The organism is Fundidesulfovibrio sp. YSD1 (assembly GCF_055397115.1).
In genome coordinates, this window is sequence record NZ_AP043666.1 from 1028856 (window position 1) to 1043092 (window position 14237).

The 14237-nt window shown below is 67.4% G+C and carries 11 protein-coding genes, 1 tRNA gene and 1 CRISPR repeat array; of the genes, 4 read left to right on the forward strand and 8 right to left on the reverse strand.

Annotation, left to right across the window (positions count from 1 at the left end; all coding sequences use genetic code 11):
• Nucleotides 1–73: 73 nt before the first annotated feature.
• Nucleotides 74–149 (forward strand) — tRNA-Asn (locus ACZ5V4_RS04910).
• Nucleotides 150–215: 66 nt separating this feature from the next.
• A CRISPR array of direct repeats spans nt 216–1830; the repeat unit is 29 nt; unit sequence CGGTTCATCCCCACGCACGTGGGGAACAC.
• Between the two features lie 108 nt (nt 1831–1938).
• Here the strand turns inward: ACZ5V4_RS04910 and ACZ5V4_RS04915 are convergent.
• The 3 genes from ACZ5V4_RS04915 to ACZ5V4_RS04925 all read right to left on the reverse strand — a co-directional run bounded on the left by ACZ5V4_RS04915 (nt 1939) and on the right by ACZ5V4_RS04925 (nt 3175).
• Nucleotides 1939–2313 (reverse strand): DUF423 domain-containing protein, encoded by a 375-nt coding sequence (locus ACZ5V4_RS04915; protein WP_464317054.1) that lies wholly within the window; start codon nt 2311–2313, stop codon nt 1939–1941.
• Nucleotides 2314–2390: 77 nt separating this feature from the next.
• The gene (locus ACZ5V4_RS04920; protein WP_464317055.1) at nt 2391–2849 is read right to left on the reverse strand and encodes a GNAT family N-acetyltransferase; all 459 of its coding nucleotides are present in this window, start codon (nt 2847–2849) and stop codon (nt 2391–2393) included.
• 41 nt (nt 2850–2890) lie between these two features.
• Nucleotides 2891–3175, reverse strand: a complete 285-nt coding sequence (locus ACZ5V4_RS04925) for a type II toxin-antitoxin system TacA family antitoxin (RefSeq protein WP_464317056.1) — start codon at nt 3173–3175, stop codon at nt 2891–2893.
• Between the two features lie 321 nt (nt 3176–3496).
• On the opposite strand from ACZ5V4_RS04925, the gene ACZ5V4_RS04930 reads away from it, so the two are divergent.
• From ACZ5V4_RS04930 to ACZ5V4_RS04940, 3 genes are read left to right on the forward strand one after another with little or no spacing between them, the layout of a single operon-like run.
• Nucleotides 3497–6580, forward strand: coding sequence for a hypothetical protein (locus tag ACZ5V4_RS04930; protein WP_464317057.1), 3084 nt, complete (start codon nt 3497–3499; stop codon nt 6578–6580).
• Between the two features lie 54 nt (nt 6581–6634).
• Complete coding sequence (locus ACZ5V4_RS04935) at nt 6635–8296, forward strand: aspartate:alanine exchanger family transporter (RefSeq protein ID WP_464317058.1); 1662 nt, start codon at nt 6635–6637, stop codon at nt 8294–8296.
• 57 nt (nt 8297–8353) lie between these two features.
• Nucleotides 8354–8767: a hypothetical protein gene (locus ACZ5V4_RS04940; protein ID WP_464317059.1), complete on the forward strand. Its 414-nt coding sequence runs from the start codon at nt 8354–8356 to the stop codon at nt 8765–8767.
• Nucleotides 8768–8827: 60 nt separating this feature from the next.
• On the opposite strand, the gene ACZ5V4_RS04945 is transcribed toward ACZ5V4_RS04940, so the two are convergent.
• From ACZ5V4_RS04945 to ACZ5V4_RS04965, 5 genes are all read right to left on the reverse strand, one after another.
• A complete protein-coding gene (locus ACZ5V4_RS04945) occupies nt 8828–9724 on the reverse strand; it encodes a PEP-CTERM sorting domain-containing protein (protein WP_464317060.1) in 897 nt (298 codons plus the stop codon).
• A gap of 269 nt (nt 9725–9993) precedes the next feature.
• Entirely contained in the window at nt 9994–11001 is a 1008-nt protein-coding gene (locus tag ACZ5V4_RS04950; RefSeq protein WP_464317061.1) for an ABC transporter ATP-binding protein, read from the reverse strand.
• Nucleotides 10998–11978, reverse strand: a complete 981-nt coding sequence (locus tag ACZ5V4_RS04955; RefSeq protein WP_464317062.1) for an ABC transporter ATP-binding protein — start codon at nt 11976–11978, stop codon at nt 10998–11000. The genes ACZ5V4_RS04950 and ACZ5V4_RS04955 overlap by 4 nt, the downstream gene beginning before the upstream one ends.
• Nucleotides 11979–11984: 6 nt before the next feature.
• On the reverse strand, nt 11985–12917 hold the full coding sequence (locus ACZ5V4_RS04960) for an ABC transporter permease (protein WP_464317063.1): 933 nt from the start codon (nt 12915–12917) through the stop codon (nt 11985–11987).
• A 2-nt stretch (nt 12918–12919) separates the two neighbouring features.
• Nucleotides 12920–13897 (reverse strand): ABC transporter permease, encoded by a 978-nt coding sequence (locus ACZ5V4_RS04965; protein ID WP_464317064.1) that lies wholly within the window; start codon nt 13895–13897, stop codon nt 12920–12922.
• Nucleotides 13898–14237: the final 340 nt, after the last annotated feature.

Sequence of the window (14237 nt, forward strand, 5' to 3'; positions counted from 1 at the left end):
ATGTGTTGACTGGAAGGCCCGGTTTCCAATACATCTCCCTTCCGCCGAGCGGGTCACCAGCACGGCGCGATGTTCCCCGGTAGCTCAATCGGCAGAGCGGGTGACTGTTAATCACTAGGTTGGGTGTTCGAGTCACCCCCGGGGAGCCAGCAAGAACAAGGGTTCCGGATGAAAAGTCCGGAACCCTTTTTCGTTGGCGGATCGCGAGCCAGGTTCGGTTCATCCCCACGCACGTGGGGAACACACGCAGATAGCAGGAGGTTGCGCTAATGACCTCGGTTCATCCCCACGCACGTGGGGAACACTCCGGCGTAGCGGAAACGCCCGCCGATGGACGCGGTTCATCCCCACGCACGTGGGGAACACTTCAAAACCTTCTTCTTTTATATCTCGATCAACGGTTCATCCCCACGCACGTGGGGAACACGCCTTGTCGCGCATGGATTACTCCAGGGTGAACGGTTCATCCCCACGCACGTGGGGAACACGCCATCCGCACCAGCATTATGGACGCCACGAACGGTTCATCCCCACGCACGTGGGGAACACGCATGTCCCCCACCTCCTGAACCTCAAGGTGCCGGTTCATCCCCACGCACGTGGGGAACACGGACGCGAGGTCGGAAGGGGCGGAAAAACGTCCGGTTCATCCCCACGCACGTGGGGAACACCCATGGACCAGATGGGCGTGGGCCGCGTGGGTCGGTTCATCCCCACGCACGTGGGGAACACGGGACCGGCGTCCAGACCACATCGCCCCACTGCGGTTCATCCCCACGCACGTGGGGAACACTGGAGCGCCCAGATGCCGCCAGGGCTCCCCCTCGGTTCATCCCCACGCACGTGGGGAACACGCTGGCCCTCACGCCCACACCCCCGACGCCGCCGGTTCATCCCCACGCACGTGGGGAACACTGGAAGGCTTACTGGAAGAGGTGCCGATCCGACGGTTCATCCCCACGCACGTGGGGAACACGAGTCCGCCGCCTCGAAGGGGTCCTGCCCTGCCGGTTCATCCCCACGCACGTGGGGAACACTACCACGCGCCTCCGCCGTGGCCGAGCAACCCCGGTTCATCCCCACGCACGTGGGGAACACGTCGAAATAGGGAGCGTTCATGACGCCACCGCCGGTTCATCCCCACGCACGTGGGGAACACGATGATATCTGTTTCAGGCTCATTAATATTCCCGGTTCATCCCCACGCACGTGGGGAACACCTTTTCAGTTCCCTTGTACCCGACCAACTTCTCGGTTCATCCCCACGCACGTGGGGAACACGAGACAGGGACAAGAGGTCCGTGGAGCGCTTCCGGTTCATCCCCACGCACGTGGGGAACACTTCGGAAGTTCGAGCACCAAGCACAGCACCATCGGTTCATCCCCACGCACGTGGGGAACACCTGGCCGAGAGCAAGCTCGGCCAGACCGTTGGGGGTTCATCCCCACGCACGTGGGGAACACATCATGTCCATCGTGCTCGTCAGGTCGTGGCGCGGTTCATCCCCACGCACGTGGGGAACACGCAACCCAGGCTATGATTTTGAAGCGTCTCATCGGTTCATCCCCACGCACGTGGGGAACACTATCCATTCTGGGCCTCCTTGAGCCTGGTCACCGGTTCATCCCCACGCACGTGGGGAACACATCCGCGTACGCGGGCGCGACCTGGCCATGTCCGGTTCATCCCCACGCACGTGGGGAACACATGCGCAAGCACCTCTGCATGAACGTCCGTGGCGGTTCATCCCCACGCACGTGGGGAACACTGGAGCCAAGCGAGGAACGCACCCATGCGGGGCGGTTCATCCCCACGCACGTGGGGAACACTCTTCCGGCAACCATACGTCAACACAGACAAAATCACAGTCTTGTCTTTCCACCGGAACTCTCTATCATTATTTGCTTTCGCTGCCCATTCTAGCTCGCGGGGCGGCCCTATCTCCTCGCCTTCAGGGCTGCCACGGCGATGCACAGCCAGCCGATCATCCAGATTCCGCCGCCGATGGGCGTGACTATCCCCACCCACTTGGAGCCCGTGAGGCTCAGCTGGTAGAGGCTGCCGGAGAACAGCACGGTGCCCGCAACGAAGCACCATCCGGCAACGTTCATGAGTTTTTCCGGGAACTTCCAGAATGCGAGGCCCACGCCGAACAAGGCCAGGGCGTGGTACATCTGGTAGCGCACCGCGATCTCGAACACTGCGAGCATGTCCGCGCTCATGGTGCGCTTCAGGGCGTGGGAGCCGAACGCGCCCGCGATCACGGCGAGGCACGCCGACAGCGCGCCGAGGGCAACGAAGATCCTGTCCACGAGTCACCTCCGATCCGGTTTGAGCCGCCCGCGAGGCGGGCTGGCCGGGCGTCATGCATCGCTTCCCCGGCGCCAGGTCACCCGGCGCGCCCCTCCGTGGCCTTGCGGGCGTCGGCCAAGGCCAGGAAATGCGTCAACGGACGCAGGGGCGAAGGCCGAAAACCCGCGTGCCGGTAGAAACGAGCCGCCTTTTCGTGCAGGGCGTGCACGAGCAAAGCGCGGATCCCGGCGACCTCGGCCACGCGCAGGGTGCGCAGCACGGCGTCGCGCAGGAGGTCGAAGCCGACTCCCCGGCCCTGCCACGCCTCGTCCACCGCGAGACGCCCGAGCACCATGACCGGGATGGGGTCGGGCATGTTGCGGCGCACCGCGCCCGGGGCCTCGGTGGCGCTGACGGCTCCAGCGGCCAAGGCGTAGTAACCGACCACGCGGCCGCCTTCCGTGACCACGTACGTCCTGGCCGCACCGCTCGACTGGCTGGCCAAGGCCCTGCGCCTGAGCCAGTCGTCCAGCGAAGGCTCGCCGGACGCGAACATGGCGGTATCGTGCGCGGCGGCCAACGGCTCCGGCGCGCCCGTCACTTCTCCCACCGGGGTCTGCGAGACATGAGCGCGCCCAGTCGCTCGTTCTCGGAGGGAGAACCGTCCAGGAGCCGCCGGAACTCCTCGAAGCGCTCGGCCGAGACGGTGAAGAGCGCCTGGTCGAGGATGGCGTCCCGGGCCGCCTGGGTGGCGGCGTCGAGGATGAAATCCGTGCGGGTCTTGTTGGTGAGAGAGGCGGCCTGGTCGATCAAGCTGCGCTGGTCGGGGGCCACGCGGATATTGATGTTCGAGCTTCGGCCCGGCGGTGTGGTCTGGGGCATGGCATGTTCCTCCATGCCGGTGAGATAGGCCCTGCGAACGCTGCTGTCAACACGTTGTGCGCACACGCCCCGCGCCCGCCCGGATCACATTTCCTCCATGGCCAGCCTGAGCCCCAGGAACATGAAGAGCGCCAGGTCATGGACTGCGAACATGAAGGGACCTCCCGCCGGGTCCGCCCGGCATGGCCGATTCCTATTCCCGGCCCCGGGAGCGGTCAACAGGGCAATTTTACGCGCCAAGTACGCTTGACAACGTTCATTTTTCCCTGGAATGGCTTTCAGATCAGGGCATCGGCCCCGAATTCGCATAGGGACACGGACATGCCCACCATGGATCAGACGCCTCGCGGGCCAGACAGCCGCCTCCTCTTCGACCGCAAGGACTACGAGCTCCTGGGCATCGTGGGGGACGTGCTCGGCCGCGAGGACCTCTCGAGCTTCAAGCACCTGCTCACGCCCTACCTGCATCCCCGGGGCGTCAAGGAGCTGGCCGCGTCCCAGGGGTTGCGCATCGCCTACGCGGCGGCCAACCTGCTGGGGTCTCTCGAGATCGGCAAGGCGCACGACCGCCTTGGCGCGCTCCGCGCCCTCATGGCCGAGGTGATGAACACCTCCGCCACGCACCTCAGGCGAAACACCGCCCGGGTGCTCCTGCAGATCATGAAGGAGCTGGTGCGCACCACCGGGGACGAGCGCCGCCAGTTGGAACTGGCGCACGATTTCCGCATGGCCGCCACGGGCAAGCGGCGCTTCGTGGAACGCCAGCTCAGGCGCTACCGCCTGCTGGTCATGCCCGAGGACTGGGTGCAGCTGAGCTTCGACAACCACGTCCACGACGCCAACACCAAGGGCCGCAAGTCCGCCACGCACCTGATCATGGACGCCTGGATCAAGGGCATCCGCCACCTCACGGTGATCTACTACCACTTCGTGCTCCCGAGCGTGGCCGAGGAGCTGCTCCAGGCGGCCGAGGCCGTGGGCATCTCCGTGCGCATCGGCATCGAGTTCACCACGCGCTTCGGCGAGAAGCAGGTGAAGATCATCTGGGTGCCGCGCGGCTTCACCAGTCCCTCGGACTTCATCGGCTTTCTGCGCCTGCCCGAGGTCACGGGCTTCATGAAGCAGGGCCAGGGGCTGGTGCGCCTGCAGGAGGAGCAGCTCCTGCACGTGCTGGACCGCTTCAACGAGGACGTGCTGCCCGATTTCAACGCCTATTTCGGCATGGACGCCCCCCCGGCCTCCCGCGAAGATTTCCTGGCCTCGGTGGGCAGCGGGCAGGCCTCGCTCGTGCACCTGGGCAAGTACGTGCACGCGCTTCTCTTGCCGCACCTCAAGGCGCGCTTCGAGGAGGTGCGCGAGCAGCACCGGGCCTCGACCTCGGCCGAGGAGAAGGCCTCCCTGGAAGGCCTGGCCGAAGAGCTCAACATCCTCGACGCCGAAGCGCTCATGGACGACTACCTCGACCAGCTCGTTTCGCCCGAGCCCCAGCCCGCCGTGGACCCGGAAGCGGCCTCGGCCCTGTACTGCCCCACCCAGACCCCGGCCGCGCTGGTGGACGCCATCATGAGCCTGCACGTGGGCAGCCGGTTCATCCTGAACCTCGCCGGGCTCGACCGCGACGACGTCCTGGACATCCTGGAGAGTTGCGCCGGGCGCATCACACATCTTGAAGTGGTCAACCTGAAGAACGCGGCCCTGGGCAACACGGCCGAGAGCTCGCGCATCGCCCAGCTCCAGCGGGCCGTGAACGCGAAAAGCGTCACCGCGCTCAAGCGCTGGGTGATGGGCCGCATGGAGGAACTGGCGAACGACCCGTCGCCAGGGGCCGCGGAGCGCCTCACGCGCATGACGCGGCTGCTGGAGGGCGTCCCCGCCCTGCATGCGCGCTACCGCGACCGCCCGCTGCGCACCTCCATGGGCTCGGACTCCACGGGGCAGTCCTGCCACGGCCACGGCATGGGCATGGTGGCCCTGGAGACCCTGCCCCGCCAGGAGCGCGAGCTGGCCCGGGCCCTCTCCCGGGACCAGCACGGGGCCATGGTCGTGGGCATGACCGTGCAGCCGCGCCTGGTCTTCGAGCCCAGGGAGAGCACGCACCCGACCCTGGACGGGCTCTTCGAGGCGGCGCGCAGGCTCCCCCTGCCCCGCTTCGTGGGCTACCGCGCCCGGCGCGAGTTCAAGTGCGCCGACATCTGGCCCGCCGCGCCGGGGAGGTCCAACATCGCCATCATGGGCGGGCTGCGCAAGGGCTGCGGCAACCACTTCACCCTGAACGGCGCCGCGTCGGACGGCGGGCCGCACCCCGTGCTGCCCTACCTGAACAGCGCCTTCAAGAACGCCCTGATGGTCGCCGCCGGGTTCATCCCGGCCTTCCTGACCTTCGCCATGACCAAGGACTGGTGGCTTTTGTCCTGGTTCGGGGCGTTCATCTGGTTCGCCATCACGGGCTTCCGGAACATCATCCAGTCGGTGCTGGGCGGGGGCGGGCTGTCGCGCACGCCGCTGCTCAAGTGGAACGACTACGTCAGCTGGAGCAGGCTGTGCGAGTCGCTCCTCTACACCGGCTTCTCCGTGCCGCTCCTGGATTACGCGGTGAAGACGCTCTTTCTGGACAAGGGCCTGGGCATAAACGTCTCCACGAACCCCACCGCGCTCTACGCCATCATGGCCCTGGTCAACGGGGTCTACATCTGCACGCACAACCTCATCCGGGGCCTGCCCAGGCAGGCGGCGTTCTGGAACCTGTTCCGCAGCATCCTCTCCATCCCCCTGGCCACGGCCCTGAGCGCGGCCCTGGCCTACGCCATCTCGCCCCACGACCCCGCCTCGGCCGCGCCCATCCTCCAGCAGTGGGCCGCCGTGATCTCCAAGCTCTCCTCGGACTGCGTGGCGGGCGTCATCGAGGGCCTGGCCGACCGCGAGAACAACATGCGCCAGCGCCTGCGCGACTACCACGAAAAGATCGCCCAGATGACCTCCGTGCAGGAAAAGCTGGAGGTGCTCTTCCCCACCGCCGACGTGCCCGCCATGCTCACCGACCCCAAGCGCTTCGTCAGGGCCGTGGAGGAGAAGCGCTCGGACCTGGTCAACGCGGTCATCGTCAACTCGCTGGACTTCCTCTACTTCTGGATGTACCAGCCGCGCGGCAGGAGCGCGCTGGCGCGCGTCCTGCGCGACCTCGACGCCCAGACCCGGCAGATGTTCATCCTCTCGCAGTACGTGCTCCTGCGCAAACGCGAGATCAGCCAGCTCTTCCTGGACGGGCTTTTGGGCAAGAACTTCTCCCGGGGGCTGGCCTTCTACCTGGACTACGCCGACTCCTACCTGGACGCGCTCCAGAAGCTGGCCGCCAGGACTGGCCCGCCCGTGGACGGGCCCGTGGCGGGGTCGGAGAGAACGCGCTAGAACCGGGGACTCCGGGGGGCCGCCCCGGAACTTCAAAAGGTGGGGACTCGCCTCATGGTCATCGATCTCGCCGCGCTGTTCACCTCGCAGCCGCTGCTGCTCTTCTTCGCGGTGCTGGCCTGCGGCTACGCCATCAGCAAGATAACCATCCGCCACGTGCACCTCTCCGCGCCCGTGGGCGTGCTCATCGCCGGGATGATCTTCGGGCACTTCGGGTTCCACGCCCCGCCCATGCTCCAGGAGATCGGCTTCACCCTGTTCATCTACTCCATCGGGCTCACCGCCGGGCCGCGCTTCTTCAACATCCTGCTGGCCGACGGCGCGCGCTACCTGGCGCTGACCATCGCCGTGGGCGTGCTGGCCGCGGCCACGGCCTTCGGCATGAGCAGGCTCTTCGGCTTCCCGGCCGCCACGGCCGCGGCCATGATGGCCGGGACCCTGACCAGCTCCCCCACCCTGGTGGCCGCCCAGGAGGCCCTGCGTAGCGCCACGCCCGACTCGGCCCCGGCGCTCGTGCAGATGGGCTCGGCCTACGCGCTCACCTACCTGGTGGGGCTCTTCAGCATCCTCACGCTGATCCGCTTCGCCCCGGTGGTGCTCAGGGTGAACCTGGCCGCCGAGGCCCAGGCGCTCTCCAAGGAGCACCGCTACCGCGAGGACTCCGGCGAGGAGCTCCACTCCGCCGGGCCGCCGCCGCAGCTGCGCGCCTTCGAGGTGCAGCGCGCGGAACTGGTGGGACGGGGCTTCGACAAGACCGACCTCTGCCAGGGCGGGCACTGCGTGATCCAGGCCATCAAGCGCGACGGCTCGGTGTTCAACCCCGTGCCCGGCACGGTGCTGGCCGAGGGAGACGTCATCTCCGTCACCGTGCCAGTGGAGCGCGTCTCCTACGTGGCCGAGCGCGTGGGGCGCGAGGTCATCGACCTGGACCTTCTCTCCGACAGCATCGACACCGTGGACATCATCGTGGCCAACCAGGAAGCGGCGGGCCGCCCCCTGGGCGAGGCGGGGGTCATCGCCAGCCAGGGCTGCACGGCAATCCGCCTGGTGCGCTCGCACATCCCCATCGCGCCGCGCCCGGAGATCATCCTGGAAAAAGGCGACGTGCTCACCGTGGCCGGGCTCAAGCACCGCCTGGAGGCCGTGGTCAAGGCCCTGGGCTACGTGGAGCGCACCATCGTGGAGACGGACCTCATCGCCTTCGTGGCGGGCATCATGCTGGGGCTGGCGCTCGGCGCGATCCGCCTGAAGGTGGGCGACCTGACCGTGGGGCTCGGCCAGGCGGGCGGGCTTCTGGTGATGGGCCTGGTGTTCGGGTTCGCGCGCTCGGCCTCGCCCACGTTCGGGCGCGTGCCCCCGGCCGCGCGCTGGATACTGGCGGAACTCGGGCTCATGTTCTTCATGGGCTGCGTGGGGCTCAAGGCGGGCGAGGGGGCGCTCAATGCGCTTCTGCACATGGGCACGGAGCTGACCCTCTGCGGCATCGCCATCTCGGCCGTGAGCCTGTTCGGCGGCCTGGCCTTCGGACGCTTCGTCCTGCGCATGAACCCGGCCATCCTCTTCGGGGCCATGACCGGGGCCATGACCTCCACCCCCGGGCTCAAGGTGGTCACCCTGGCCGCCAGGAGCTCCCTGCCAGCTCTCGGCTACGCCGGGACCTACACCTTCGCCAACGTGCTGCTGGCGCTTCTGGGCGCGCTTCTGGTACGCTTCTAAGGCAGCCGTCCGCGCCGTCTCGGCCCGGGGCGGACAATCCCGGCCAAGGAGGAGTGCGTGGACGAACGCGGCATCTTCTTCATCATAAAAGGCGGCGAGGCCCTCGCGGACGCGGTGGCCAGGGCCTGCGAAAGGGCCTTCCCGGGCGCGAAGACCTTCGTGACCCAGGCGGGCGGGCAGCCCCCGGCCTGGCGCGTGCTGGCGCGCATCCCCGAGGCCCCTGGCGAAGGGGACCAATGGCAGGACGTCGCCTCGCTCATCTCCGACGCCATGGCCAGCGTGGACGCCCACGCCGGCAACCCCCTCCTGGACAGCGCCCGCGAGGCCTTCGAGGCCCTGTTCGAGGACGTCCGGGCCATCGTCGCCGCCACCCCCGGTTCGTCGGCCCTGGCGGGCCTGGCCGGTGAGGAGCCCGTGGAGGTCGGCGAGGCACTGGCCTCGCGCTTCGCCTGGAGACTCCTGGAGGAGTAGCCGCGCGAAAAAGGGGCGCCCTCGCGGACGCCCCTTCTGTTTTCGCGGTTTCGTTCTGCCTTACCTTCCCCTGCGGCGGCGAGCCAGGCCCGCGCCCAGGGCTCCGATTCCCATGAGGGCCAGCGTGGCCGGCTCGGGCGTGGCCACGAAGTCGTGGGGCTGGATGGCTCCGGTGAGGAAGAGTTCCTCGAATGAGCCGTCGAGGTCGCGCATCCTGAAGTCGAACTCGATGGTGTACGCGGGGTTCGTGTACAGCGTCAGGTCCATGCTGGGCGAGTAGACGATGAAGTCGGGCTTGCCGTTGCCCAGGTTGTTGTCCACCGTGAAGGTGGGGCCCAGGGGGTTGAGCGGGTTGGGCGCGGTGATGGTGCCCGGGGAGGTCACCCACGCGGTGGGGTCGAACACGCCGTTGGCCAAGTTGTCGAAGGACCAGGAGGCCACGGTCGTGGCGCCGTTCATGATCGTCACCTGGCCTACCACGTCCAGGTTCTGCTTCGCGTTGTTGCCGGGTTCGGCCATGTCGAAATAGAACACCGGCACGTTCACGTCGTCGCCGAACGTGGCGTGGAGGTAGTTGAGCAGGTAATTCACGGTGACGGGCGCGTTGGACCCAGTGGGCCCCCAGATTCCCGAGAACGTCGAGGTGCCGCCGCCCGGAGCGGGGAGCGGGTCCGGGAACGAGAAGGCGTTCCCTGCGCCGATGGTGGTGTTGTTGGCTCCGCCAGCGCCGGTGTAGACGATCAGGTCGAGCCCGCCCGTGCCGGAGGCGAAGTCGTAGCCCGGGAGGCCCCAGGCCGTGAGCAGGTGCGCCGCGTACGAATAGAACTGGTCGTACTGGATGGCGTAGCCAGGCGGGGTCGTCGGGTTGGGCAGGACAACGGGAACGGCTTGCGCTTGCCCGGCAAGAAAGAGGCACGCACACAGGGTCAGGGGGATGGTCTTCAAGGAGCGGATCATGGTCTTGCCTCCAGAGTGTTCGCGGTCATTTGGAAGCTTGACCCAGCAAGTCCCGTTCCATCCATATTTACTATGTCATTTCTGGCACAATGCCCACACCGACCTTGTTTCGACAATTAAATTCAGCTGTTTGAACATTACTTAAAAGAAAGCCCGGTTGCGGACCATTCCGCAGCCAGGCTTTCTGTAAACAAACTACAATTACTGTCGGGCATTCTTACATTCGCACCCGGCAACAAGGATGGATTCTACAGGCGCAAAACCGATATCTAGATGCGCCCTTCCTGCACGGCGTGGCAGGCCACCAGATGCCCCTCCCCGGCCGTGAGGGCCTGGGGGATCTCCTCGCGGCAGCGGGCGTCGGCGTGGGGGCAGCGGCCGTGGAACACGCAGCCGGGCGGGAGGTTGATGGGCGAGGGGATCTCGCCCTCCAGGCGCACGCGGCGCGAGGGGTCGGCCCCCAGGCGCGGGATGGCCGAGAGCAACGCCCGGGTGTAGGGGTGCAGCGGGTTGGCGAAGAGTTCGTCCGCCGTGGTCAGCTCGCACAGGCAGCCCAGGTACATCACGGCCACGCGCGTGGAGATGTGGCGCACCACGCCCAGGTCGTGGCTGATGAACAGGTACGTGAGCGAGCGCTCGTCCTGGGCGTCCATGAGCAGGTTCAGGATCTGGGCCTGGATGGACACGTCCAGGGCCGAGATGGGCTCGTCGGCCACGATGAACTCCGGGTCCACGGTGAGCGCGCGGGCGATGGACACCCTCTGGCGCTGGCCGCCGGAGAACTCGTGCGGGTAGTTGCCCGCCCAGGCCGGGTCCAGGCCCACCTGGCACATCACGTGGGCCACGCGGTCGGCCACCTCGGCCGGGGAGAGCGCGGGGAAGTGCATGCGCACGGGCTCCTCCAGGATGGAGCGCACCGTGAGCCTGGGATTCAAAGAGGCGTATGGGTCCTGGAAGACCATCTGCATGCGCTTGCGGTAGGGCCGCATGACCTGCGCGGGCAGGTCGTCCACGCGCTTGCCGTCGAACCAGACCTCGCCGGAGCTCGGCGCGTGCAGCCCGATCACGGCCCGGGCCAGGGTGGACTTGCCGCAGCCGGACTCGCCCACCACGGAGAGCGTCTCGCCCTTGTCGATGGAGAAGCTCACGCCGTTGACGGCCTTGACCACTGTGCGCTTGCGCGTGAAGCGCCCGCCCTCGAACTTGAGCTGGTCCAGGAAGCCGCCGGAGATGTCGAAGCGTTTCTCGAGGTTCTTGATTTCAACCAGGGAGCTCATCGGGCGGCCTCCTTGTTCACGGCGTGGCAGGCCACGGAAACCGAGCCCAGGTCGCACAGGGCGGGCTGCGCCTGCGAGCACACGGGCATGGCGGCCTTGCAGCGCGGGTGGAAGGCGCACCCGGGCGGGATGTTGGTCAGCCCCGGCATCACGCCGGGTATCTGGTTCAGCCTGCCGCGGCGCTCCTGCTGGCCGGGCAGCGCGGCCAGGAGCCCCTGGGTGTAGGGGTGGCGAGGGTTCTCGATGATCTGCGCGGTCTGGCCCATCTCCACGATGGAGCCCGCGTACATGATGGCCATGCGCTGGGTCACCTGGCTGACCACGCCCAGGTCGTGGCTGATGAGGATGAGCCCCATGCGCTCGGACTCGCAGAGCTCGAGCAGGAGATCCATGATCTCGGCCTGGATGGTCACGTCCAGGGCCGTGGAGGGCTCGTCCGCGATGATCAGCGCCGGGTTGGCCAAAAGCGAGATGGCGATGACGATGCGCTGGCGCATGCCGCCCGAGAACTCGTGCGGGTACTGCCCGAGCCTGCGCTCCGGCGAGGAGATGCGCACCTTGGCGAGCTTCTCCACGGCGATCCGCCGGGCCTCGGCCTTGGAGACGTCCATGTGCGCGCGCACGGTCTCGATCATCTGCTGGCCCACGGTGAGCACGGGGTTGAGCGTCATCATCGGGTCCTGGAAGATCATGGCCACGCGGTCGCCCCGGATGGAGCGCATCTTCTCGGGCGAGAGCCTGGCCAGGTCCTGGCCCTCGAAGAGCACGCTGCCGCCGCTTATGCGCCCCGGGGCGCTTATCAGGTTGATGATGGAGAAGCCCGTGATGGACTTGCCCGCCCCGGACTCGCCCACGAGCCCCAGGCGCTCGCCCTTGTCGAGCTCGAAGCTCACGCCCTTGACGGCCTGGAAGTCCCCCGAGCGCAGGGCGAAGGTGACCTCCAGGTTCTTGACGCAGAGAAGCGTTTCTGTGCTCACGGCCGTCTACCCCTTCTTGTAGAGCTTGGGGTTCAGGAAGTCGCGCAGCCAGTCGCCCAGCAGGTTGATCACCAGGATGAGCACCACCAGCAGGATGCCCGGGAAGGCCGTGATCCACCACGCGCCGCTGAAGATGTACTCGAAGCCCGTCTTGATGAGCGAGCCCAGCGACGGCCTGGTCACGGGCATGCCGAGCCCCAGGAAGGAGAGCGCTGCCTCGCTCATGATGGCCCCGGCCACCTGCACCGTGGCGATGACCAGCACCGGGGAGAGCGTGTTGGGCATGATGTGGCGGAACATGATGCGTATCGGGGAGAGCCCGATGACCCGCGCCGCCTCGACGTATTCCTTCTTCTTCTCGCCCAGCACCGAGGCGCGCACCGTGCGCGCCACCTGGGGCCACTCGGCCAGGCCGATGACCAGCACCAGGAGCGGGACGGCCATCTGCTCGCGCAGGGCCAGGGCGTGGCGGCCCAGGAGCACGTCCACCAGCACGCTTATGATGATGGCCACCATGAGCGTGGAGAACGAGAGCTGCACGTCGGCCAGGCGCATGAGGAACGAGTCGGTCTTGCCGCCCGCGTAGCCCGCCGTGAGCCCCAGCACCACGCCGATCAGGCACTGCAGGATGGTCGCCCCCACGCCGATGATCAGCGAGGTGCGCATGCCGTAGAGCATGGCCGAGAGCAGGTCGCGGCCCTGCTGGTCCGTTCCGAGCAGGAAGCGGGCCGAGCCGTCCTCCATCCAGGCCGGGCCGGTGCGGGCGTCCAGGATGTCGATGTTGGCCGCGTCGTACACGTCGTGCGGGGCCACCACCGGAGCCAGGAAGGCCGAGGCCGAGAGCACCACGAGCACCACCGCGCAGGCCACGGCCACGGGGTCGCGCAGGAAGCGGTAGAGCAGCCAGGAGTTCTTGAAGGCGTTCCATTTTGCCAGCACGGCTATTTCCTCCCGGCCACGCGGACCATGGGGTTGACCAGGCCGTAGACCAGGTCCACCACGGTGTTCACGCTGACGAATATGAGTCCCACCACCACGAGGTAGGCCACGAGGAGCGAGGTGTCGGCGCGCTCCACGGCCTGCAGGAAGATGAAGCCCATGCCCTGCCACTGGAACACCGTCTCCGTGAGGATGGTGAAGGCGAGCATGGTGCCGATGCGCACGCCGCCCACGGTGATCACGGGCAGGAGCGTGTTCTTGAAGGCGTGCACCAGGTAGATGCGCCACAAGGGCAGGCCCTTGGCGTAGGCGAACTTCACGTACTCGCTCTGCATGACCTCCATCATCTCCGAGCGGATGAGCCGGATGAAGAGCGGCAGGGTGAGCGAGGCCAGCGAGATGGACGGCAGGACCATGTGCTCGATGCCGTCCCAGGTGAGAAGCCCCGTGGTCCAGCCCCACGGGAGCGTCACCGTGTCGCCCCGGCCGAAGGAGGGCAGCCAGCCCAGGTAGACCGAGAATATCCAGATGAGGATGATGGCGATGAGGAACACGGGGATGGACACGCCCACGATGGAGGCCCCCATGATCACGCGCGTCATGGCGCTTCGCGGGCGTATGGCCGCGTAGATGCCCAGCGGCAAGGAGAGCGCCAGCACCCAGAGCACCGCGCAGAGCACCAGCTCCGCCGTGGCCGGGAACTTCTGGAGGATCACGTCCAGGGCGGGCTTGCCGAACATGTAGGAGATGCCCAGGTCGCCCTGCGCGGCGTTGGTCACGAAGCGCAGGTACTGCACGTGCAGGGGGTCGTTGAGCCCCAGTTTCTCGCGCAGCTTGGCCCGCTCCACCTCGGAGACGGACTCGCCCGCCAGGTCGCGGATGGGGTCGCCGATCTTGTGCTGCACGGCAAAGCAGACCAGGCTGATGATGGCCATGACCAAGAGGGCCTGGCCCGCCCGTCTGACGAAAAAGGCGAACATGTTTGACCTCCCTCCCCTGCCGGGGACTCCCGCCGCCCCCCCGGCCCGGGGCCAGGGGCATGCGCTCGCCCGCCCGCGCCCTCCGAGGACTGGCTTCCGGGGCCGGGCGGCGAAACGCCGCGAATGCGAATACTGATCAGGAAATGTGCCGCGGGGCTTTTCCCCGCGCTCCGGGCGCTGCAGGCTCGCGCGCCCGGGTGTAGGCTCCCTCCGGGTTGCGGAGGGCCGGCGCCGGGGCCCGAACTTTCCGGACCGGGCGCAGCCGCATAGCCGATTCCGGGCCGCCGGTCCAGCGCAAACAGACCGTGGCGGGCGGCAACGGGGCGGCGCAGGCGCGAAA

Bases quoted from the DNA above. Each gene is read 5' to 3' on its own strand.
- ACZ5V4_RS04920 (WP_464317055.1), bottom strand. From the start codon at position 2,849: ATGTTCGCGTCCGGCGAGCCTTCGCTGGACGACTGGCTCAGGCGCAGG.
- ACZ5V4_RS04925 (WP_464317056.1), bottom strand. From the start codon at position 3,175: ATGCCCCAGACCACACCGCCGGGCCGAAGCTCGAACATCAATATCCGC.
- ACZ5V4_RS04930 (WP_464317057.1), top strand. From the start codon at position 3,497: ATGCCCACCATGGATCAGACGCCTCGCGGGCCAGACAGCCGCCTCCTC.
- ACZ5V4_RS04935 (WP_464317058.1), top strand. From the start codon at position 6,635: ATGGTCATCGATCTCGCCGCGCTGTTCACCTCGCAGCCGCTGCTGCTC.
- ACZ5V4_RS04945 (WP_464317060.1), bottom strand. From the start codon at position 9,724: ATGATCCGCTCCTTGAAGACCATCCCCCTGACCCTGTGTGCGTGCCTC.
- ACZ5V4_RS04950 (WP_464317061.1), bottom strand. From the start codon at position 11,001: ATGAGCTCCCTGGTTGAAATCAAGAACCTCGAGAAACGCTTCGACATC.
- ACZ5V4_RS04965 (WP_464317064.1), bottom strand. From the start codon at position 13,897: ATGTTCGCCTTTTTCGTCAGACGGGCGGGCCAGGCCCTCTTGGTCATG.